Origin of the sequence: Pseudodonghicola sp., from assembly GCF_048268305.1 — a bacterium.
GTDB lineage: Bacteria > Pseudomonadota > Alphaproteobacteria > Rhodobacterales > Rhodobacteraceae > Pseudodonghicola.
This window is the reverse complement of the sequence record NZ_JBLWVT010000003.1, coordinates 23,397-44,133: the sequence shown is the minus strand read 5'-3', so window position 1 is coordinate 44,133 and position 20,737 is coordinate 23,397. Positions and strand designations below refer to the sequence as shown.

General features: G+C 62.5%; 16 protein-coding genes and 1 tRNA gene. 7 read left to right on the top strand and 10 right to left on the bottom strand.

The window, feature by feature from the left end; genetic code table 11:
• The first annotated feature begins 29 nt into the window (after positions 1-29).
• Positions 30-926 (top strand): DMT family transporter, encoded by an 897-nt coding sequence (locus ACN0V4_RS05950; RefSeq protein ID WP_417674006.1) that lies wholly within the window; start codon positions 30-32, stop codon positions 924-926.
• A 316-nt stretch (positions 927-1,242) separates the two neighbouring features.
• Here ACN0V4_RS05950 and ACN0V4_RS05945 read toward each other — a convergent pair whose 3' ends face one another.
• The 4 genes from ACN0V4_RS05945 to ACN0V4_RS05930 all read right to left on the bottom strand — a co-directional run bounded on the left by ACN0V4_RS05945 (position 1,243) and on the right by ACN0V4_RS05930 (position 6,737).
• A complete protein-coding gene (locus ACN0V4_RS05945) occupies positions 1,243-2,253 on the bottom strand; it encodes an ATP-binding protein (RefSeq protein ID WP_417674004.1) in 1,011 nt (336 codons plus the stop codon).
• Entirely contained in the window at positions 2,168-4,489 is a 2,322-nt protein-coding gene (locus tag ACN0V4_RS05940; protein ID WP_417674002.1) for a hypothetical protein, read from the bottom strand. The genes ACN0V4_RS05945 and ACN0V4_RS05940 overlap by 86 nt, the downstream gene beginning before the upstream one ends.
• Positions 4,486-5,070: a hypothetical protein gene (locus tag ACN0V4_RS05935; RefSeq protein ID WP_417674000.1), complete on the bottom strand. Its 585-nt coding sequence runs from the start codon at positions 5,068-5,070 to the stop codon at positions 4,486-4,488. The genes ACN0V4_RS05940 and ACN0V4_RS05935 overlap by 4 nt, the downstream gene beginning before the upstream one ends.
• A gap of 545 nt (positions 5,071-5,615) precedes the next feature.
• Positions 5,616-6,737, bottom strand: coding sequence for an AAA family ATPase (locus tag ACN0V4_RS05930; RefSeq protein ID WP_417673998.1), 1,122 nt, complete (start codon positions 6,735-6,737; stop codon positions 5,616-5,618).
• Between the two features lie 781 nt (positions 6,738-7,518).
• Here ACN0V4_RS05930 and ACN0V4_RS05925 point away from each other — a divergent pair.
• Positions 7,519-8,982, top strand: coding sequence for a caspase family protein (locus ACN0V4_RS05925; protein ID WP_417673996.1), 1,464 nt, complete (start codon positions 7,519-7,521; stop codon positions 8,980-8,982).
• 164 nt (positions 8,983-9,146) lie between these two features.
• Here ACN0V4_RS05925 and ACN0V4_RS05920 read toward each other — a convergent pair whose 3' ends face one another.
• The gene (locus ACN0V4_RS05920; RefSeq protein ID WP_417673994.1) at positions 9,147-9,764 is read right to left on the bottom strand and encodes a GNAT family N-acetyltransferase; all 618 of its coding nucleotides are present in this window, start codon (positions 9,762-9,764) and stop codon (positions 9,147-9,149) included.
• 355 nt (positions 9,765-10,119) lie between these two features.
• Between ACN0V4_RS05920 and ACN0V4_RS05915 the strand changes: the two genes are divergently transcribed.
• The 3 genes from ACN0V4_RS05915 (at position 10,120) to ACN0V4_RS05905 (ending at position 15,697) form a co-directional block, all read left to right on the top strand.
• Positions 10,120-11,418, top strand: a complete 1,299-nt coding sequence (locus tag ACN0V4_RS05915; RefSeq protein ID WP_417673992.1) for a hypothetical protein — start codon at positions 10,120-10,122, stop codon at positions 11,416-11,418.
• Between the two features lie 539 nt (positions 11,419-11,957).
• On the top strand, positions 11,958-13,250 hold the full coding sequence (locus tag ACN0V4_RS05910; protein ID WP_417673990.1) for a DUF6882 domain-containing protein: 1,293 nt from the start codon (positions 11,958-11,960) through the stop codon (positions 13,248-13,250).
• Between the two features lie 566 nt (positions 13,251-13,816).
• Positions 13,817-15,697 carry a TniQ family protein gene (locus ACN0V4_RS05905; RefSeq protein ID WP_417673988.1) on the top strand — a complete coding sequence of 627 codons (1,881 nt, stop codon included), beginning with the start codon at positions 13,817-13,819 and terminating at the stop codon, positions 15,695-15,697.
• 147 nt (positions 15,698-15,844) lie between these two features.
• Here the strand turns inward: ACN0V4_RS05905 and ACN0V4_RS05900 are convergent.
• Positions 15,845-15,921: transfer RNA gene (locus ACN0V4_RS05900), tRNA-Arg, on the bottom strand.
• 124 nt (positions 15,922-16,045) lie between these two features.
• Here ACN0V4_RS05900 and ACN0V4_RS05895 point away from each other — a divergent pair.
• Together ACN0V4_RS05895 and ACN0V4_RS05890 are read left to right on the top strand one after the other, a co-directional pair.
• Positions 16,046-17,071, top strand: coding sequence for a LacI family DNA-binding transcriptional regulator (locus ACN0V4_RS05895; protein ID WP_417673986.1), 1,026 nt, complete (start codon positions 16,046-16,048; stop codon positions 17,069-17,071).
• Between the two features lies 1 nt (position 17,072).
• A complete protein-coding gene (locus tag ACN0V4_RS05890) occupies positions 17,073-18,281 on the top strand; it encodes a winged helix-turn-helix domain-containing protein (protein WP_417673984.1) in 1,209 nt (402 codons plus the stop codon).
• A 138-nt stretch (positions 18,282-18,419) separates the two neighbouring features.
• On the opposite strand, the gene ACN0V4_RS05885 is transcribed toward ACN0V4_RS05890, so the two are convergent.
• From ACN0V4_RS05885 to ACN0V4_RS05870, 4 genes are all read right to left on the bottom strand, one after another.
• On the bottom strand, positions 18,420-18,596 hold the full coding sequence (locus ACN0V4_RS05885; RefSeq protein ID WP_417673982.1) for a hypothetical protein: 177 nt from the start codon (positions 18,594-18,596) through the stop codon (positions 18,420-18,422).
• 195 nt (positions 18,597-18,791) lie between these two features.
• A complete protein-coding gene (locus ACN0V4_RS05880) occupies positions 18,792-19,001 on the bottom strand; it encodes a Trm112 family protein (RefSeq protein WP_417674826.1) in 210 nt (69 codons plus the stop codon).
• Between the two features lie 5 nt (positions 19,002-19,006).
• The gene (locus tag ACN0V4_RS05875; protein ID WP_417673980.1) at positions 19,007-19,648 is read right to left on the bottom strand and encodes an LON peptidase substrate-binding domain-containing protein; all 642 of its coding nucleotides are present in this window, start codon (positions 19,646-19,648) and stop codon (positions 19,007-19,009) included.
• Between the two features lie 27 nt (positions 19,649-19,675).
• Positions 19,676-20,596, bottom strand: coding sequence for a tetratricopeptide repeat protein (locus ACN0V4_RS05870; RefSeq protein WP_417673978.1), 921 nt, complete (start codon positions 20,594-20,596; stop codon positions 19,676-19,678).
• Positions 20,597-20,737 lie beyond the last annotated feature (141 nt).

The window sequence follows — 20,737 nt, the reverse complement described above, 5'->3', positions numbered from 1 at the left end:
GACACGGGAGCCGTCGCAAAGGCAGGGATATGGCAACGTCAGAGAGGATTTCAGCGGCACGGCTGGCACTCTGGGCCGATCTCGCCGTATTGGGCGTGGCGGTCGTCTGGGGGGCAAGCTATCCGGTCGCCAAGGGGGCGCTGGCCGATGCGCCGGTGCTGCTGCTGATCTTCTACCGCTTCCTGGTCACGGCGCTGGTGATGACGGCGATCGCCTGGCGCGATCTGGCGGCGGCGCCCCGGCGCGATCTGCTGGCCGGCGCGGTGCTGGGCGGTATCCTCTGCGCGATCTTCCTGGCCGAGACCTCGGGCGTGGCCCTGACCACGGCGACGAACACTGCGCTGATCATCTCGCTCTGCACGATCTTCACACCCTTTCTGGAATTCGGACTGCAGGGGCGGCTCCCGCCGGCGGCGGTGGTCCTGGGCGCCGGACTTGCCGTGGCCGGCGTGGCCCTGCTTGCCGGCGGCCTGACCCTGCCCGGGCCGGGCGATCTGCTGGTGCTGGGCGCCGCGATCCTGCGCGCCATCATGGTGGTGTCGACCAAGCGGCTGATGGAGGGGCGCGCGCTGTCCTCGGCCGCGCTGACCGCAGTGCAGGCAATCACCGTGACCGGGCTGACGCTGGTGCTGTTGCTCACGCGGCAGGGGGCGGGCGGCCTGGTTGTCACCGCAGGGGCGGGATTCTGGGGCGCGGTGGCCTTCCTGTCGCTTTTCTGCACGATCACGGCCTTCTACATCCAGAATGCGGCAGTGCGGCGCAGCAGCCCGACGCGGGTGAGCTTCCTGATGGGGACCGAGCCGCTGTTCGGTTTCGCGCTGTCCTGGATGCTGCTGGCCGAGGCCGCGGCACCGGCCACGTTGATCGGCGCCGGGCTGATCGTCAGCGGCACCTTTCTCGGCCTCGCTGCCGAGCGGCGGCGCTAATCGCCAAATGGGCCTAGGCAAGGCAGGATGAAATGATCGCCCTTGACAGGGGGCACATGAAAACCGCCAAAACGTGCAAACTTATGGTACATTGACTATCGTTCGACATCCAAAGGCTGTTCTGGATCAAAATAATATTGTTTATAGTCAATGCATTGAATCTTATCCGACATCCCAAATGTCGTCCTGCCAACATAAAAAACCCGTCTTTCGACATCGTTTTCCCGACCTGCCCTGATGCCCCCGCGGCGAGCAGGCAAAGAAAAAGGCCGCCCAGGGGGCGACCTTCAAGCGGATTGAGGGGGAAGGAAGCTGACTACTTCCGTTTGCGCGGCTTCTTCGCGTCATTCTTCTCCTCATAGAAACGATCCATGGCGCGGGTCGTATCGATCCCGCGCCAGTGATCGGACAGGAAGGGGTTGAGTTCGTCGTCGCAGTTGGTCCGGACGTAATAGGCCTCGGCGAAATGATCGAGAGTGACCCGAGCATCCGCCATTTCCACGGCCTCCGAGAGCGCTTCGATCGTGATCTCGACGGCCAGACCGAACCGATAGGCTGCGGCGTGCATCATGAGCGGCGTGAACTCTGCGTGATTGAACATGCCATCGTCGGTCAGGCCGGATCGCCTCAGGAGCTCTGTCATGGCACCTCGAAGAGCGGATCCATCGGTTGTGGGCGTCATCGCCAGGATCTCGACGGGGCGCAGTCGCCGCGACAGTGTCGGATCGTGATTGATAAGTTTCTTCGCCTCCAACGTCGCCGTCATGATCAGTGAGACCGGCCACGGTCCGACCTGCATCAGGTTGCGGAACCGCTTCGCGAAGGCAGACATCGTCTCCTCGGTCGCATAACGCCCTGCGTCCTGGACCTCATCGAGGTGAATGGCCGCGATACGATGATGCTGAAGCTGTGTCCGCAGACAGTCGATCAGGTAGTCCTCCGTCCGGTTGCTGCGGGTTGGGTAACCGATTTCTCTGAGGATGGCGCAGCATGTGTCCTTCACGCTCGCCTTGCCAGGCACGATGGCACTGACGATCCTGTGGCCGAAGGCGCGGCCGCCAGTTGCGACCGCCGCCTCCTCATACTCACGGATCACCCGTGCCATCATGGTCGACTTCCCGCTACCGGCCGGGCCGATCAAGGCGGCCCCCTTCTGTTCGTAGAGCCCTCGCGCCAGCCGGATCTCCCGCGCCTCGAGGACGCCGAACACCCGCTCGCGGATCATGCGGTAGGTCTCGGTTTCACAGAAGAAGGTATCCAAGGCAGTGGTTGCGACCGCATTGGCGCGGATTTTTTCCATCACGCTCAGAGCTTCGTTGGTGGTCATGGAATGTCTCCGGGTCAGGATTTCGGGCGGCGGCGCGCGCCGTTCGAGCGGAAGCGATCGAGGGAATTGGCTCCACCGGAGCGTTCGGCGGATCGTCCCCGGATGGGGGCGAGGGCACGGATGCGGTGGAGCTTTCATCGAAACCGGTCGCGTAGCCGGTCTGCAGCGGATCGACATACTCGTCGCGGCCGACAAAGGGCTCTTCATGCGCGCCCTTGCCGAACTCCAACTCCTTGCGAAGACACGCCACCTCCTCGTCGCTACGACCGTCCATGGTGATGCCGGCCGAATCCGCGATGGCTTTTGCCTCCCCGCGCCATCTCTCCCGGGCTTCCGACCGGGCTTCGGCGTGATCGGCGACGTCAGGCGCAGCTTCAGCCTTGCGCCGGGCCTTTTCCGCCTTCCACCAGGCGAGGGACTTGCCACGCATGGTCTCGTCGAGGCAGGGAACAGAGATCAGCTCGTCCTTGGCAACGACCGAGATTGCCCCGAGGTTCACGGGGTCGACGACGATCTCCAGCTTTTCACCCGGCTGGGCGATCCTGTCGACGCCCGGCGCCCTGCGCTGGTTGCGGATGAATTCGTTCGAATAGGTCAGCCCCTCGAACCGGATGCCCGCTTCCGAGACGCCAGCTGCATGGGAACGGCCGCAGGCCTCACGCAGTGCCTGCGGCCCAGGCAGCGCGGAGAGATCGAACTGCTCGTGTTTCGACAGCTTCGCCCATGTCCCGGATGGTGTCGCTCCTCCGAGGCCGCGGTGGGGCGATGCGTTGTAGTCGGCCACGAATTCGACGAACAGGCGTTGGAGGTCGTCATCCGTGAGGCAGGCTTCGGCGCCAGGTTTTCGATCGTTTCGAAGATGGACCGCCCCGGCCGTCCAGCCCGGCAAATGCCGCGCCCATTTCAATTCGAATGTACGAAACAGGCGCTCGATATGAGCGCGAAGCTCGGCCACGCCGGTCACGGCATTCAGAAGAGAGCCGGACAGGATCCGAACCGCCTCGACGAACCTTGATCCACCGAAAGGGCTTTTTCCGAACTCGCTTCCCGAATCGGTCGAGACCATGTGGACATAGGCCCTGTTGTCCCACGAAGACTTGCTGAGCCCCACCTCCCTGAGGAGCGGCGTCTTGTCCGCAAAGCACATGCGCAGGCAGGCAAGCGAGGCTTCCTGGTTCGGCGCAGGGCAGAAGGCGAAACCCAGGATCATGCGCGTGGCGACATCGATCGCAACGACGACCCAGCGGCGGACGCGCTTCACCTTGGCACGCTGCTCGGGCGTCATTCGGTTCCAGGCCGCTCGCGACACGTTCAGCGACAGGACATGAACCTGCCACGCGTCGAAGATGACCAACTCCCCCGGAAAGCTGGCTGTCAGGCCCTGCTCGACGCTGCGGAATTTCGCCTTTGCCTTCGCCAGCCCCTCGCGTTTGACGGCGACCGTGAACGGGTCCAGGTATTTGTCGATCCACCGCTCGTAGGTCCTGGCCGACTTCACGTCGATCAGCACCTGGAAGCCTGCGGCGCGGCGACGCTCGTTTTCCTTCTCGACTTCCGAGACGGTATTTGTCGCCACTTCTGATTTGGAGAATGCCGGATTCAGATACAGTTGCAGGCACCGCAGGACGAAGTTCTGATCTTCAACCGCCTGCTCGCCCAAATCCACCGATCGAGCGCGCGGAGGGCAAAACACCCCCGCCTTCTGATCGCCCTTTCGGAACTTGCGATAGTATTCAAGCAGAACATCATTGCTGGGAAGCGGCTTCAGGCGCTGCGTCGCATTCGCAGTTTCTGTCACATAATCCCGACGCGCCTGATAGATCTTGTATTCTTGATCCAACTCCGCACGCCTGGCTTGAACCCCGTCGCGCGTCAGGATCATGCCGCGCGCGCGGTAGTGAGCCATCCGCCGACACAGGAACATGATCAGGTCAACGCGGGACCGCCGTTTCTTCGTGGCACCGAACATCTCGTCCGTGCCGAACATCGCCCGATCCATCTGCTGCGCCGGGCTGTAATAGCCACGCTCGACGATCAGCAGTTCGCTGTCGAGCAGATGGGGAATCTCATCCGCCCGGAACCTGCGGATATCCACGCCATGGTCAGGGTTCTGAACCGACAGCAGATAATGCGTGACGCTCTCGCTGCCGCGATCCTTGACCGGGTTGATCCTGCTGACCTCGGCCCCGTTGAAGGTGACCCGATCCGTTGTCTTGATGCTCGCGAAATAGGTCATGCCGCCACCTCGCAGACAAGGCCGCTCTCGAACCGGTCGAGCGGGTGTTTGCGAATGTCGCCATCCCCGATGAGCCGGACGGCCGCACGCCACGCCCGATTGTCGAGCCGGGAGGCCTCGATCAACCGATCCAGCGTGAACCGGGGCGGCAGGTCGTTCGCCGCCTCCAGGACGATCCGATCGGCTTCCGGGTCCCAGCCCCGCCGTGCGAGGTGAATTTTCTCGGCGCAGTCCCGCCACGCCGGGTGGAACGAATAGCGCGACAGCACCACGAACCGATCGGCGACATCCCGCGAGCACTGGGACGCGATGTTCGCGACCTCGGCCAGATAGGACGGGCGCCGGGCCTTCTCGTCGTATTTGACCGAGACCAGGACCTCTTCACCGGAGGCCAGCAGAACGTGGGTGTCAATCTTGGTGTAGCTCTCGTCCCCGTCCAGATCCACGAAGTCGACACGCGTGAATTGCTCCTTGAAGTTCAGCACGCCGGGATGGGCCGCGAGGTTCTTCTTCACCTCGGCCTCTTCCATCGAGGCGCACCAGAACTCCTGCATCACGGCCCTGCGGTGCAGGCGCGTCACGAAGGAGAGCCGGGAACTGCCACGTGACTTTCCGAGTTCCATCTTCTGCAGATGAGACCGACGGACCCGGAAAGGGGCTTCCGGATCCGCCGGCGCGGGCGGACCGATCCGCGAAATCCGATGGCTGGGGTTCCCCCGTGATCCCGTAGGGGCTGTTCCGATTGTGGATTGGATCTCAGGCATGACTTCTCCGTTGCCGGACCTGACGGCTTCCGGCCTGATGACATTTTCGTTCGTCGGGGAGATCCTGGTTGCCACGGACGCTTGCGGTCCTTAGTTTGGCGATGATCAAGGGGCGGATCTCGCCCGAACCTCATGCGCATCCCATTACGGGGTGCGCTTTTTTCTTTCGATCGAATGATCTGCGCCCGGGAAGGCTCACAGGTCGTCCGATCCTCTTGACGCGCCGATACCCGGATTTCTACGCGGCGTTCGCGACGTAGTCGCAAGCCTCCGTAAGGCAATGGAATTTCTTCACGGAATCCATGCACGGTACTGATATATAGAGATATATTTATTCTCCCGCTCGGGAAGTTGGGCCGCACCTACTGCTTCACCGGCCCCGCCTCGAGCCGTTCGGCGAGGTCGAGCATCCGGATCACCGTCCGCAGGCTCAGTCGGCGCGCGTGGCATGACGCCCGTCGCAGGGCCTCGACCACCGCCTCGATCGACGCCTCCGACAGACCGCGCTTGGAACCCTGCCGCTGGGCGAAGCCGATCAGCTCCTCCAGCGACGGGTCGCGCAGCCGGAGCGGCGGGCAGCGGCTGAGGAGCGGCTCGGGCAGCAGGCGGGCATCATTCGTGGTCATCACCCAGCCGATCCAGCCCATGTCGAACCGGACCTCAAAAAATGGGCAGCTCCAGTCCCTCGCCGTCGCCGGTTCCAGCAGCGGCAGCAGCGACGTGGTCAGATCGAAGCTGCGCCCGTTGCTCGAATGTACCGATCCTGCCTTCTCCACCTCGTCGATGATGACGAGCGGATTTCCCACGCGGCTCTGCAGGATCGTCTGCAAAACACGGCCCGGGGCGGCATTGCTCCAGCCCCTCTGAGACCCGATAATGCCAAAGCTCGCGCCTTCGTTTGTGGCCTCGACCACCATGGAGGGCGCGCCGATCAACGTGCCCAACTCCCGGGCCCAGGCGGATTTGCCGATCCCAGGCGCGCCGTCCAGAAGCAGCGGCGGCAGGCGCAACCCCGGCCAGCCCTCGCGCACCGAGCGCCGCATCGCGTGCCAGACCCGCTCGGTCGCCGCTGAAAACCAGGGGAACTCGGCATGCAGCGCCGCGGCCAGTTCGTCGGCCCGATGCTCGGTCTCGATCTCGGCCAGCCTGACCCCGTCCTTGAGCACCGCCAGCCGCTCCCGGTCCTCCTTCTTCAGGTGGGCGAGGCCGGTGGCGGCCATCCGGGCCTTGTGCAGGCACGCCGCGCGGCGGTCGATCCGCGCACGGTCGGAAGCCGTCAGCTCGCCCCAGATATCTCGATCGAGATCCAGCTTGTAAGCGTCCCCGGCCGGCGCATCCGTGGGCTCGGCGTCCGCGCCGTCTTCAGGCCGACGTCGCCGCTGGCTGCGCAACCCACGCAGGTGGTCCTGCAGGCGCTCGACAAGCGCACGTTCGGTGTCCTTCGGATCGGGAAAGCGGGCGTGAATGAATGGGATGCGCGGCATCAAAGGTTCCTTCGGACAAGGCTCCGCCGGTCGAAGAAACGCTGTTTCTCCGTCAGGATGAGCCGTGGTTTCGTTTGTGCCAGGCCGGAGCGATCACCGCGGCCGGTCCCGGTGGCCGAAGACATTCACGCTGCCGGGAAGCTCGTCAACGGGGCGAGTTTCCGGCGGGAAACGCGAAAAACCGAAGGAAGTCAAAGTATTGCATTTTTCCCGAAGCACGGATGTCGAATCATGCAGTGGCGCAAGGCCGGAACCGGACCCGGCAATTTTTCCCGGATTCAACGTAAGAGAGAAAATGCGCCGGACTGTGGATTCTGCGAGAAAACTCAGTCTTGAGAAGGCCGACAATCAAACGGGTGATTTCGGTAGGAGAACACCATGAGGGGCTTCCCGAGCGCCCTCTCAAGGTTCCTGATTGAGAGAATCGCCTTCAGGAGGGGCCAACGCCGAAACGATTTACGGGCAGGTATATGGCCAGCAAGTTAAGCCCTGCGTAGGGACGGGCATCGACGCGAAGGGCGGTAAGCCGACCTTCGCTGCACCAATCACGAGCGGCAGCAACGCCCGAATGCGGCAGTTCGGTGCATCCAAGAGATGCTGGTCGCACCTTGGCGTTGCTTCTACACAGTGATGTGCATCTTTGAAATGAGAATTTGGCCAGTAGTGCAGATGTTTCAGGAGCATTTGTTCAGTAAGCTCGCGTTAAATGGGCTATTGACGAGATTCCCATACGCAAGAATAGATGACTGCTAACTTCTCCAATCGTATCGGGTGATTTTATATGAAAAGACGTCAGATTGCCCTTGTGATAGGAAATGGGGCATATACTGGAGCAGGAGCACTCAAGAATTCCACTAACGACGCTTCTGACATGAAAGAGAAGCTTGGGAGCTTCGGGTTTGATGTGGTGTACGGCGAGAACTGCTCCGCCCTCGAAATGGAAAAGAAGCTTAAAGATTTCAAAGATAGTTTAGATGACTATGATGTGGCGCTTTTTTATTTTGCAGGCCACGGCATACAAGTGGATGGAGCCAATTATTTACTTGCAATCGACACCGATTGCAGCTCTTCAATTTACGTCAAGTATAGCTCCTTGTCTTTAGACAAAGTACTTGATTGCATGGATAACTCAAGCGTGCTCACAAAGATTGTGATTCTTGATGCATGCAGAAACAATCCTTGGGAGCGATCTTGGAACCGAGACATCTCAGCACGTGGGCTTGCTTCGGTTTACGCGCCTAAAGGAACGATCATTGGCTTTGCGACATCTCCCGGGGAGGTTGCATCTGATGGTGGTGTGGGGCGCAATGGAGCGTATACGGCAGCGCTATTGCAACACATTGGCACAAAAGACTGTCCAGTGGAGCTGATGTTCAAACGGGTAAGGAATACAGTCGCAGCTGCAACAGGAGGCAGCCAAACATCGTGGGAGCACACCTCACTTTCAGGCGAATTTTTCTTCAATCTCGGTATTGATAACCTCATAGACGAGTATAGAGAAGAAGCCTTGGCCGACGGATTGTTTGCTCTTGATCCATCCAAGCCATCTCATGAGATTATTGCGGGCCTCAAAACATACAACTGGTATAAGCAGGGCCCCGCTCTCGATAAACTCGATGACACGAGTGTTCGCAAGATGGGAGTGAACAACCTATTTGTTTTGGGTCGGAATATCTACCAAGCGGCGTGCGGTTCGTCAGGCGCTGCCGACCTGTTCATCAACGGCTTCATGACGCGCACTGCCGGATTCGCCACGGCAAAGCGTAAGGCCTTGCTTGATGGAATGCTTTTTGAAATATTCTTTGACTCAACGGGGAACCTGAGACCCGCGATTAAGAAGGGTTACTTCAATGAGGTTTTCGACCTTCAGAAACACAAGGAACTAAAGAAAAGCTTTCAGTTTATTGAAGACTCCCTCACCGCCGCCGGAGCGGAATTTAAGGTGGTGCCAGGCAGTGGGCGAGAGGCGATAGTGACTGTAAAACTGGAAAAGACAAAGAATGGAGGTAGGGTCGATGGAATATTCTTGGAACGCCTGGACATGCTCCGACTTCCTGAGAATGAGTGGGATGATTTAGAAAAGATTTCGCCGCTTTCGAGAACCACGGTCGAGCGGTTCAACTCTCAGCTGTCCGAGAAGTTGGCTGTGCCGGAGCGACTTCTGACCGTTGTCTATTCACCTTTCAGTGTCGAGGAAGATGAGGTGCTCTATATTCCTCGAGGGTGGAGTGTTTCTCAGGGGTAGACTCAGCCGTGTTCTGCACCAAGAGAAACCGTTCACTCATTGCTGGCAGGTAGCGGTCATTCACCATGCTTACCCCACATGGCGGCTCAGGGCCGGGCGTGTCGATACAGCCGGGCGGGCCTCAAGAAAGGCCCACCGCGCTGCGGCATGACCGCTTCAAACTCTCATCGGACTTTGGAATAGAGGAAGCAGTCGCGAGGAACATCCGAGATATTGGGATGCCTGAAGTAGCGCCGCATTACACCCTCTCGCTCCATGCCCGCTTTCTCCAAAACGCGAGCAGAGGCCGGATTTTCCACGTCACAGAAGGCTTCGGCCCTGAAGACTTGAGAATGCGACAACGCATGAGCCACAAGCCGATGCATCACCTCCGATGCGCAGCCTTTGCCCCAAGCCGATCGCCGCAGGACATACCCGTAGCTGACCTTATGCCCGTTCAGCTGAGGATGAAACATCCCGACAAGTTCAGCAGGTTGTCGGCGATCAAACGCGACCAAGGGGAAACCATTTCCCGCCTCCCATTCCGCGGACACGATCTGTAAGAATTCGTTCGTGTCCGTAACGCTGTGATGGGGCATCCAGCCTAGAAACCGGGTGACCTCAGGATCGGCCGCATAGGCGGCAAATATAGCCTGCGCGTCCTCGATCTTCGCTCGGCGAAGACTGTAGCGATCGGTCTCAAGGCTTTCGGGCAGGCGATACATTTGGATCATCCCACAACGATAGCGATGCAGCGCGCCGCGACAAGCCTGTATGGCCGCTTCGTCCGTCACTGCTGCCATTCGTCTGCTGATCTTACTGCGCCAGAACACGACCGACCGCTTCGGGGAAACAGCACCGCGGCGACGACGCATGCTCGACCGGCAGCTTTGGGCCGAACAGGTCGACGCGGCGGCGCTGCCCCCCAAGAAAGGCTCGCCGCGCCGCCGCATGGCCGCTTCGAGCCCAACTTGCTCATTCGTCGGTACGCAGCGAAGGTCTGCTCACTCAAAGTAGGTGTCTAAAAGTCAAGAAATTTGCACGGGGTTTATGTCGAGGCCTAGACGCAGTATTATGCATGCGCAAGTTGTCGGAATAAACGTCGCACTATATATAGCTGTATCTGTTTTCGATAGCTCAACATAAGGCATTGGTACTATGGCTGGGAACAAGAAGGATGGCGACAAGATCGCAGACAACCCAAGTACTGCAAATCTGGCAGCCATGCTCCCCATTGTGGATGGCATGGCAGCAGCGTCAGGCTTCTTGAAATTTCTCGGTATGTCCCCTGAGACTATTAGCGAACTCCAGCAATCAGCGCAGGAACTAAGGGATCAGGCCAGCATTCTAACTCTGCCGGATGAGTTCAACGCACAGTTCGCCAACCAGGGCTGGATCGCGACCGGGGCACTGTCGCCAGAAGTAATGCGAAACGCGCTCGCCCATTCACGGGAAGGCAACAGCGAAGCTGCTGAAGCCGAAATCCTATCGTGGTTCACCGAGGACAAAATTCGGCTTTTTGCGATCACGCGAGGCAAGCGTTTCAACAAAGCGCAAGCGCGCTATCGCCAGATGGTTGAAGCGCTGAGCCTCTACAAAGAGGAACGGTACATCTCAGCGGTGCCGCTGATCCTGATCGTCTGCGACGGGCTGGCGTCCGACGTTCTTGGCAGCAGTCCGTTTGAGAAGGATGCTGATCTGTCGTGCTTCGATTCAATCACTGGGCATCCGACGTCGCTTCCAACGCTGATCAAGCTTGTGACCAAAGGGGTGCGCAAGTCGTCTGACGTGGCGCTCTCGCTGCCCATGCGGCATGGAATTCTGCACGGTAGATCAGTCAACTACGCCTCGAAAGCGGTTTGCTGCAAAGCTTGGCTACTACTCATCGCTTTGGTCGATTGGGCTTGCGACAAGGTTGATGAAGAGGCGCGGCGCGACCGTCACGAGACGGAAAGGAAGGAAACACTGCTAGGTTCACTCTCGAAGCTACGCAAGACGCAGGAGGATAAGCGGAAGCTTGATGCTTGGGTGCCTGTCGTTCTGGCGGCCCCGTTCGATCAGCCATTCGAGCCAGGATCACCAGGCCACGCGTTCCAGCAGTTCTTTTCGAGCTGGAAAGCCAAGAACTACGGCGTGATGGCGGCGCACGCGGTTAATCTGACGGGCAAGTCGCGAGGTGCGATAGCGGGGGAACTGCGCCGTGATTGCGAGTTCATCGAGCTACTGGAGTTCGATTTGGTTAGAGTCGTTCAAGCTAACCAAGTACGCGCTGACGTGACCTTGGACGTGCGCGGTAAGACGCTCAAAGGGCCGGTCGAAGGCCGGATCGATGCGATGGCCGTCTGCTACTTACCGAACGGCGACCCGGCTATGCCGACAGATGACGACGGCACCTGGTGCGTGCAGCAAAACTGCATCTACAAGGTCATGCACCTTGATAAACCGTCAGGGGAATAGTTGCGTTGATTTGCACGCGCTTATGCACGCCATAAGCCCTTGATACCAATGACGTCGATGTGGCGTGCAAAAAAAATCACAAGTTTTGAGCGGCGGTCGAAAGCGGTCGTTCGTCCGATGTCCGCTTGGTCCGCATCAGCGACATTCGCCCCGGATTTTGCTGCACAATGCCACGACCGACCGCTTCGGGGAAGCTGCACCGCGGCGGCGATGCATGCTCGACCGGCGGCAAAGGGCCGACCCCGCCGACGCATCCCCGCTGCAGTTGCGCGGTGCTGCACCGGCGGGGTTCTGCGCACGCGTTGGATCGGACATAAGCTGCGTGATCCGCTCGCGGCATTTTTGTTGAGGATAGGCATTTTCCGAAGTATCGCATGGTGTTCGGTGCGTGTTCTCAGCCAGCCGCTTCACCGTTGCTTTCGAGGGGCTGGATGCTGCAACGCATGCGTTGTGTTCCGCCGGCGGCGCCAGTAGCGTGCCATCGTAATTGCCAGAATTTTAGGCCCCCAAGCTGGCCGACCGCAAATATGGAGGCTTGCATGTCTTATCCGCTGAGTGATTGGCTGCTGCCGCCGGTCTGGCGGGTGTTGTTTCGTGGGGTGGATGGGCTTGATCAGACCGGGCCGCTTTATGGCAGACTGTGTGCGCTTGGTGAGGGCGGGCCTAAGGCGCTCGATGGCGAACTGGTGGAAAGCTGGAACGTCGACCAGGACGACGGGCGTTTTGCGGCAACGCTGAACACCGGCGATACGCTGGAGGCGCGGGTGACCTTTCTTGGCACGCATGACGGGCAGAGGTTTCTTTGGGCCGATGCCAACCCGTCGTTGCACGCCGAGCTGACCTCGCCTGCCGCAGCGTTGCGAGGGCTGCTGCCGGAGGATTTGGCTGCGATCGGGCAGCGGGACGCTGTCGAAATCACTTGCCGCGATGCCATCGCCTTGCTTGGCCTTGCTTCCGAGCGTTTACCCTGCGACCTAGTTTATGCGGCGCGCTCGGGCGGACGGCTGATTTTGATGGTGCTAAGCGAGGCGCGGCTGAGCGCGGTCCGCGAGCCCTCGTTCCTCAAGCGGCTGCTGACGCGGCCAAAGGCGCCAACTGTGGCCGAGCAGCTGGCGGCGCTGCGTCGCACCGTTGATCTGGCGCTGAACCAGTGGCAGCAAAACCTGCTGCCCTTCGACAAGCTCTGCGCGCTCGATCCGCTCGCGGCCAAGGCGCAGGCCGCGCTGATTGCTGGCAATGCAGGGCAGGCCCTTGCCGTGCTCGACCAGATCAAGGCCAAGCTTGGCCACCACGCCGTCGATCAGGAGCCGACCGGCTGGGTCTATTTTGCCGAGGGGATAGCGCGGCTGGCGTTAGGGAATCTGTCGGGCGCCCGTGCGGCGCTTGCCATTGCCGAAAGGGCGATCCTACCCGAGCCGAAGGTTCTTATTTTGCTGGCGCAGGCGCGGGCGGCGGAGCCGGGCGAGGGGAATCATTTTCTGAAATCGGCCTACCTGAGCGCGCCCGCGGTTTTTGCGGCGCAGGCCAATGAGCACGAACAGGCACAGGTGCGCGCCGCGCTTGCTGCGCTTGCCGCCACGCGGGCAGACCTTGCGCCCGAAGACTTGGTGAAAACCGCTATAGCCGCCTTGTGCGATTTTGAACGTGCCGCCTTCGCGCGCAGTCAGGCTGCAGCACGGTTCCGGCAGGAAGAGCACGTTCTGTGCGAGGCCGACGCGGCAGCGACACTGGCCAGCAACAAGGCATGGGTCGACCTTATGCTGGCCTTGGCCACGCCGGGGCGCGCCTTCGTCGCTTTCCGCCGACCCCGATCTCGCGCCGGCGCGGATTGAGCGGTTCGGCGAGGTTGAAACCGCAGAGGCCGAGGCGGCGGTTACGGTGGGGTTCAAGGCCGGTTTCGCTGGAGCCACAGGACGACGGGTTTGCTACACGCTGCGCCGGACCCCGATCCCGCTGCTTGAGGGGACAATGTGGCGCCTAGAGAACGTGCGGGACGTTACCGACGCAGTTTCCTACGACCTGATCTGACGCCGCTGCAAAATCTCACCAGACTTCCCAGCCCATCCTCAACGGATTGACGGGTTAGTCTTAGCAAGACCGACGGGTCACAGGATCGAATTGGCTGTTCACCACGCCACGTGGGAAGGCCCGCAGTGCGAACCTTGCGATGCTCCCCCCGCCGTTGCTGCGAATGACGGCTCTGGGCCGGGATTAACGTTTCCCACGTCACGAGCAGCCAAGCAGCGCCCCTTCTTGAGTGCTCACCGGCCGCTCGTCGGGTATTGCGGATACTTTCCGCACCCCTCGGCGCCGTGTTCTGGGGCCGCTCTGCCGATCGGCTCTGGACCAGCCTCGCCTGTTCTCGCATGGTTCCAGGACAAGACCGATACGGAATTCCATGCCTTTCCCCCTGCCTCTTCGCCCGATCCCGGCCCCGCGTGAAACCGTCCTCTCCTTCCTTTCGCGTTTCGCCGCGATGAACGCTGCAACGATGAGCGACTTCTCGATCGACCTCGGTTATCAGATCCGCCGGTTCCTGGACTTCGACGCGGCGGCGCTTGACCGGCTGGCCGAGGCGGCGGGGCTGGAGCCCGCGATGCGCGAGGGCCTGCTGTCCTGGACCGGGGTTCCGGCGGGCGATGTCAGGATGCGCTACCGGGGCGAGATCTTCGTCTCGCGCGCCCTTCGCAATCCGGTCATGCGGGGCTGCCCCCTCTGTCTGCGGGAGGATGCCCAGGCAGAGCCAGACCATCCCGAGCGGGTGATGGCGATGCGCGGCGATTGGCTGTTGCGTTCGGTCAATCTCTGCTGCCGCCATCACCACCCTCTGGTGCCGCTCTGGGACGCCGCCAGGCCCGCCGAAAGGTTCGACAGCGCGGCCCGGCTGCGCGATCTCGCCCCGCGGATCATGGCCGGGGCGTTCGATCGCCCGAGATCCGCCCCGACGGCCTATGATCTCTGGCTCGACAGGCGGCTGGAGACCGGCGCCGATCCGACAGGACTTGCCGGCCATGGAGTATATGCCGCGACCACGATCTGTGAGCTCTTCGGCTCGGCGCTGCTGCAACATCGGCTGTCCGGAGGTGACCGCGGCGGCACGCAAGAGGCAGAGGAGCGAGCAACCGGTTTCGCCGTGCTGTCGCAGGGGGAGCGCGCCTTCCGCCAGGCCTTGCGGGATCTCGCCCGCAGCAGCACCGGCACGCAGATCGCGCCGCGGCAGGCCTTCGGAAAGCTCTATGACGCCCTCGACGACTATCTGACCGATGCCGCCTTCGATCCGTTCCGCACCCTGTTGCGGGACTGTATCTTCGAGACCTGGCCGATCGCAGCCGGTGAGACTGTCCTTGGCGAAGCGTTGCCCGCGCGCCGGTTGCATAGCCCCACCACCGCCGCGAAGGAGGCCGGGGTCACCCCGAGGCTGGTCGAGCAGATCATGACAGATGCCGGCGCATTGCCGGCCGAGGATCATCGCCCGCCGGTGCTGCGCACCTTCGATGCTGCCCGATATGCCTGGCTTCTGGCCGAGATCCCCTTGCTGGTCGGTCCGGGCGAGATGCAGGCGGCCATGGGCGCGACAGAGGCGCAGCTTCGCACCCTGCGCGAGGAGGGTATCCTGCGCCCCCTGACCGGCCATCCCAAGGTCAAGGCGCCCTGGCGGATTGCCGACGGGCTGGAACTGGTCGCAGAGCTGGATGCCCTGGCGCAATCCGTTCCGGCCGAAGATCCCGGCTGGGAGGGGCTCCAGTTCGCGAAACAGCGCACCGGCCTGCCCGTGGGCATGATGCTGGATGCCATTCGGAGCGGCCGGATGCTGATCGGCCGCGATCCCGATCAGCCGGGTTATCGGTCATTCATGGTTCTGAAAGCCGAGGTCGACAGCATGGCCGGTGAGCGGCCGCATATTCGCCGTCGCGATGAAGCTGAAGCGGCGGGGCAACCTGCCTCGGTCTTTGCCAATAGCGTCGGCATGAAGCGCGGGGGCTGGTATCCGGCCCTGCATGACACCGGCCATGCCCCCGCATTCTGGAGCCGGCACCCGGTGACGCGGCGGGCCGTCCTCTATGTCTCAGCGGACGACATCGCCGAATTCCACCGCCGTTTCCTGACCCCGATGATGATGCAACGCGAATTCGGGCTCCACCGCCAGACCTGCACGGCCCGGCTGCGCGCCGCCGGCGTCGAACCGTTCTCGCCGGGAGGGGCGGATTTCGGCCCCCTTTATCTGCGTCAGGAGGCAGAACCTGTTCTGCGAAGGGCCGCAAATAGCGACGCGGACTGACGTCACACATCTGATCACGGGAGAAGGCGGCCAGCGGGGGGCAAAACTGGCCAACCTGCCGCCAGAACGGCACCATGATCGCAAAACCCGTCTTTTGTCGAAAAAACGGCCTTTGGATGTCGAACGACAATTGACGTTTAGGGTTTCTGGTGACCCCGACAGGACTTGAACCTGTAACCTGCCCCTTAGGAGGGGGCCGCTCTATCCAGTTGAGCCACGGGGCCGCCGGGGCCTTCTTTAGACCGGATCAGCGAGCTTGTCACCGCCCTATGCGCTGTTATCTGCGCCGCTTGAACATGCTTGCCGCTTCGCTGTACCCTCGCGCCATTCCGACACAAAGGACAGACCGTGACGGCTGAGAACAAACGCCCGCTCACCCTGCGCGATGTTTCCGAGGCCTCGGGCGTCTCGGAGATGACGGTGAGCCGCGTTCTGCGCAACCGCGGCGACGTCTCGCAGGCGACCCGGGCCCGGGTGCTCGCCGCCGCCAAGGCGCTGGGATATGTGCCCAACAAGATCGCCGGCGCCCTGGCCTCGAACCGGGTGAACCTGGTGGCGGTGATCATCCCCTCGCTGTCGAACATGGTCTTTCCCGAGGTTCTGACCGGCATCAACCAGGTGCTGGAAGATACGCCCCTGCAACCGGTGGTCGGCGTCACCGACTATCTGCCGGAAAAAGAAGAGCGCGTGCTTTACGAGATGCTCTCCTGGCGGCCCTCCGGCATCATCATCGCCGGGCTCGAACATTCAGACGCCTCTCGCGCCATGCTCAAGGCCGCCGGCATCCCGGTGGTCGAGATCATGGATACCGATGGCACCCCGGTCGATGCGATGGTCGGCATCTCGCATCGCCGCGCCGGGCGCGAAATGGCCCGCGCCATCGTCGAGGCCGGCTATCGCCGGATCGGCTTCATGGGCACCAAGATGCCACTGGACCACCGGGCGCGGAAACGGTTCGAAGGCTTTACCGAGAAGCTTGCCAAACACGGGATCGAGATCGAGGATCGCGCCTTCTATTCCGGCGGCTCGGCGCTGGCCAAGGGGCGCGAGATGACGGCGGACATGCTGGCCCGCTCGCCCGATCTGGATTTCCTCTATTATTCCAATGACATGATCGGCGCCGGCGGGCTTCTCTACCTGCTGGATAAGGGCTATGACATCCCCGGTCGGATCGGGCTTGCCGGCTTCAATGGGGTGGAGCTGTTGCAGGGGCTGCCGCGCCAGCTTGCCACGATGGACGCCTGCCGGCTGGAGATCGGGCGCAAGGCGGCCGAGATCATCGCCGCGCGGCTGGAAACCCCGCCGCGCGAGATCGAGAGCCTGATCACCCTGACCCCAACGATCAGCTACGGCGATACGCTGAAGCGAGGCTGAGATGACCCTGCCCCGCCTTGATCACCGCGCCGCGCGGCGGCTGTTCCTGCACCGCCACGGGCTGGGCCAGGCGCCCGCGGGCCCCGGCAAGGGCGCCGATCTTCTGGGGGTGATCCAGGACCTGGGCTTCGTGCAGATCGACAGCATCAATACCGTGGCCCGCGCCCATGACCTGATCCTGTTCTCGCGCCGCCCCGCCTATCGGCCCGCGGCGCTCAAGCGGCTTTATGAAGACGACCGGGCGCCGTTCGAACATTGGACCCATGACGCCGCCGTCCTGCCGGTGGCGCAGTTTCCGCATTGGCAGCTGCGCTTTCGCCGCGATGCGGAGCGGTTGAAGGCGCGCTGGCGCAACTGGCAGGGCCATGGCTTCGAAGACCGCTTTGCCCCGGTCTTGCGACATGTGCGCGACCACGGGCCGGTGACCTCTTCCGACGTCGGCGGCGACGAGAAGAAGGGCAGCACCGGCTGGTGGGATTGGCACCCCTCGAAGACGGCGCTGGAATATCTCTGGCGCACCGGTGCGCTCAGCGTGACCGGGCGGACGGGGTTCCAGAAACGCTATGACCTGACCGAACGGGTGATCGACGAAACCCTGCGCCAGAGCACGCCCCCGGCAGAGGAGACCCTGGCCTGGGCCGCCTCTGCCGCGCTCGACCGGCTGGGGTTTGCCTCCGCCAAGGAACTGGCCGGCTTCTGGGACATCGCCACGCTGGCCGAGGCGCGCGACTGGGCCGCCAGCGCCCTCGCCCGGGGCGAGATCATCGAGATCGAGGTGGAAGGCCAGGACGGCAGCCCCCGCCGGGCCTTTGCCCGACCCGATGTGCTGGCAGAGGCCGCCGCCCTGCCGCCGGCACCGGGGCGGCTGCGCGCGCTCAGCCCCTTCGACCCGGCGCTGCGCGACCGGGCCCGGGCGCTCCGCCTCTTCGGCTTCGACTATCGGATCGAGGTCTTCGTCCCCGCGCCAAAGCGCAAATACGGCTATTACGTCTTTCCGCTGCTCGAGGGCGAGAGGATCGTCGGGCGCATCGACATGAAGGCCGACCGCGCCGCCGATCTTCTGAGGGTCACCGCGCTCTGGCCCGAACCGGGCATCCGCTGGACCGCGCCGCGCCAGGCCCGGCTCGAGGCGGAACTGGCCCGCCTCACCCGGCTTGCCGGCGTGTCAGAGGTGAGCTTTGCCAATGACTGGCTGCGCGCGCCCGGCTGACAGCCCTAAAGCGACGCCCTTCGGCAAGACCGCGCCCTGCCCGTCATCTCTGCGAAAATACTCTCAAAGGGACTTGGCCCGACACAGGCCAAATGGAGGCAGACAGCCCCATCCTTCGTCCGCCGAACCTGCCCGGCTTCAGACGCCGTCGCGCTTCTTGCGCAGCACCACCTCGGGCAGGGTCAGCGCGTCGATCAGCGCCATGCACAGACCGAGGCAATCCGAACAGCCGACACAGGGGCCGTTCAGCTGGGAAATCTCGACCGACAGGGCATTCAGACGCGGCGTTTCCGCCTTGGACCGGTTGATATTCATGGCGCGGCTCTGGCTAGCGTGGCTTCGACGGGGACACAGCCCTAATGATGCGACTGCGACTAGATCTCAACCTAGCACAAAATGACCCCATCATGCAAAACCACTATGGGCCGGGATCGAAAATCCCGGCTGACTGAGCCTGCCATGCCCCGGACCGGGAAGGGTTTTGCCTGCAAGCTGGGCAGCGGCGCCGGCTCAGTCCAGCTTGCGCGCCTCGTCCACCAGCATGATGGGGATGCCATTGCGGATCGGAAAGGCGAGACCGGCGGCCTTTGAGACCAGCTCTTGCCGTTCCGCATCGTAGTCGAGCGAGCCGTGAGTCTGCGGGCAGATCAGCGCCTCGAGCATACGGCGGTCAAAGGCCGCCTGGGGCGCCACGCCCATTTCGGGCACCGTTTCGGTCATCTCGGTCATTGCAAAGTCTCCTCTCCCGATCCGCCGCGCATCTGGAATTCGATCAGCGTGATCAGGGTTTCGCGCCGCGTCTGCAGCGACGGCGCCTCCAGCAGCGCCTGTTTGTCTTCGGGGCTGAAATCCAGCAGCATGGACAGCGAATTGATCAGCAATTCATCCTCCGCCTCCTTCAACGCGCTCCAATCCGTCTGCAGATGGCGGGAGGCGAAGAATCGGCCGAGCACGTCCAGAAAACGGCGACGGTCGAAACAGACATCCGTCTCCGCCCCGCCCAGATCGCGGCCGAAGCCGTCCCAGGAGACGGTGCAGCGGCGGTAGGGGGCGAAGCCCTCGACCTCCTGCTGGATGCGGAACCGGCTGATCCCCGTCAGCGTGATCAGATAGCGCCCATCCTCGGTCTCCGAGAATTGGGTGACCCGCCCGGCGCAACCGATCGCATAGAGCGCATCTGCGCGGCGCGGCTGCGGGCAGGGCTGCACCATGCCGATCAACCGTTGCGAGGTCTTCAGCGCATCTTCCAGCATCTGCAGATAGCGCGGCTCGAAGATATGCAGCGGCAACCGTGACCGGGGCAGCAAAAGCGCCCCGGGCAAGGGAAAGACGGCAATGGTCTCCGGCAGATCGGCAGCTTGCATCATGGCGGAGAATCTAGTCCTGAAAGCCGATCAGGCAAATATCATCGAGCTGAGCTTGCGCCGGCCATGCAACACGATGGGATCATTGGCTTTCAGCGAGTCGAAAATGGTGAAGAGCTGGGTCTTGGCAGCGCCTTCGTTCCAGTCCCGATCGCGGCGGAACAGTTCCAGCAGCTGATCGACCGCCTCTTGCACCTTGCCGGCGGCATAGAGCGCCTGCGCCAGATCGAAGCGGGCTTGCGGATCGCTGGGATCGGCCTCTACCGCGGCCTCGAGTTCGGCCACGGGACCGGCATCGGCGGCCTGACGGGCGAGTTCGAGCTGCGCATGCGCCGCCTCAAGCTGGGGGCTGTGGGCGATCTCGACCGGGGCACCGTTCAGCACCGCCTCGGCCTGATCAAGCTCGCCCGCCGCAATATGGGCCCGCACCAGACCGCCATAGGCGGCGGCATGGTTGGGGTCCTCGCCCAGAATGGCGGCAAAGGTCTGCGCCGCATCGGCAGCAGCGCCTTCCGCCAGCATTTCCTCGGCTGCGGCCACGGCCTCGTCCAGGCCGGCACCGGGGGCCTCGCCGCCGGCGGCCTGGATCACCCGGTCGATGAAGGCCTTGACCTCGGATCCGGGCAGAGCGCCCTGGAAACCGTCGATCGGCTGGCCCTGATAAAAGGCATAGACCGTCGGGATCGACTGGATGCGCAGCTGCGCCGCGATCATCTGCGCTTCATCGACGTTGACCTTGACCATGCGTACCGCACCCTTGGCGGCCTTGACTTCCTGTTCCAGGATCGGCCCGAGGGTCTTGCAGGGCCCGCACCAGGGCGCCCAGAAATCGACGATCACCGGCACCTCGTTCGAGGCGTCGACCACATCGGCCATGAAGGTGGCCTCGGTGATATCCTTGACCAGTTCGGCCCCTGGGGCCGGGGATTTGCCCGAGAGTATATCCATCATTCTGTCCTCTCCGCGTTCAGCTTGGGTTTCTATATGATGGGACGGGCCGGAAAAACCAAGGGAGGAATGGCGCGCTCCGGAGCAGAATCCCCCGATGCAGCACAGGCCGGAACCGCTCGGCCCGCCCCTGACCTGCCGGGA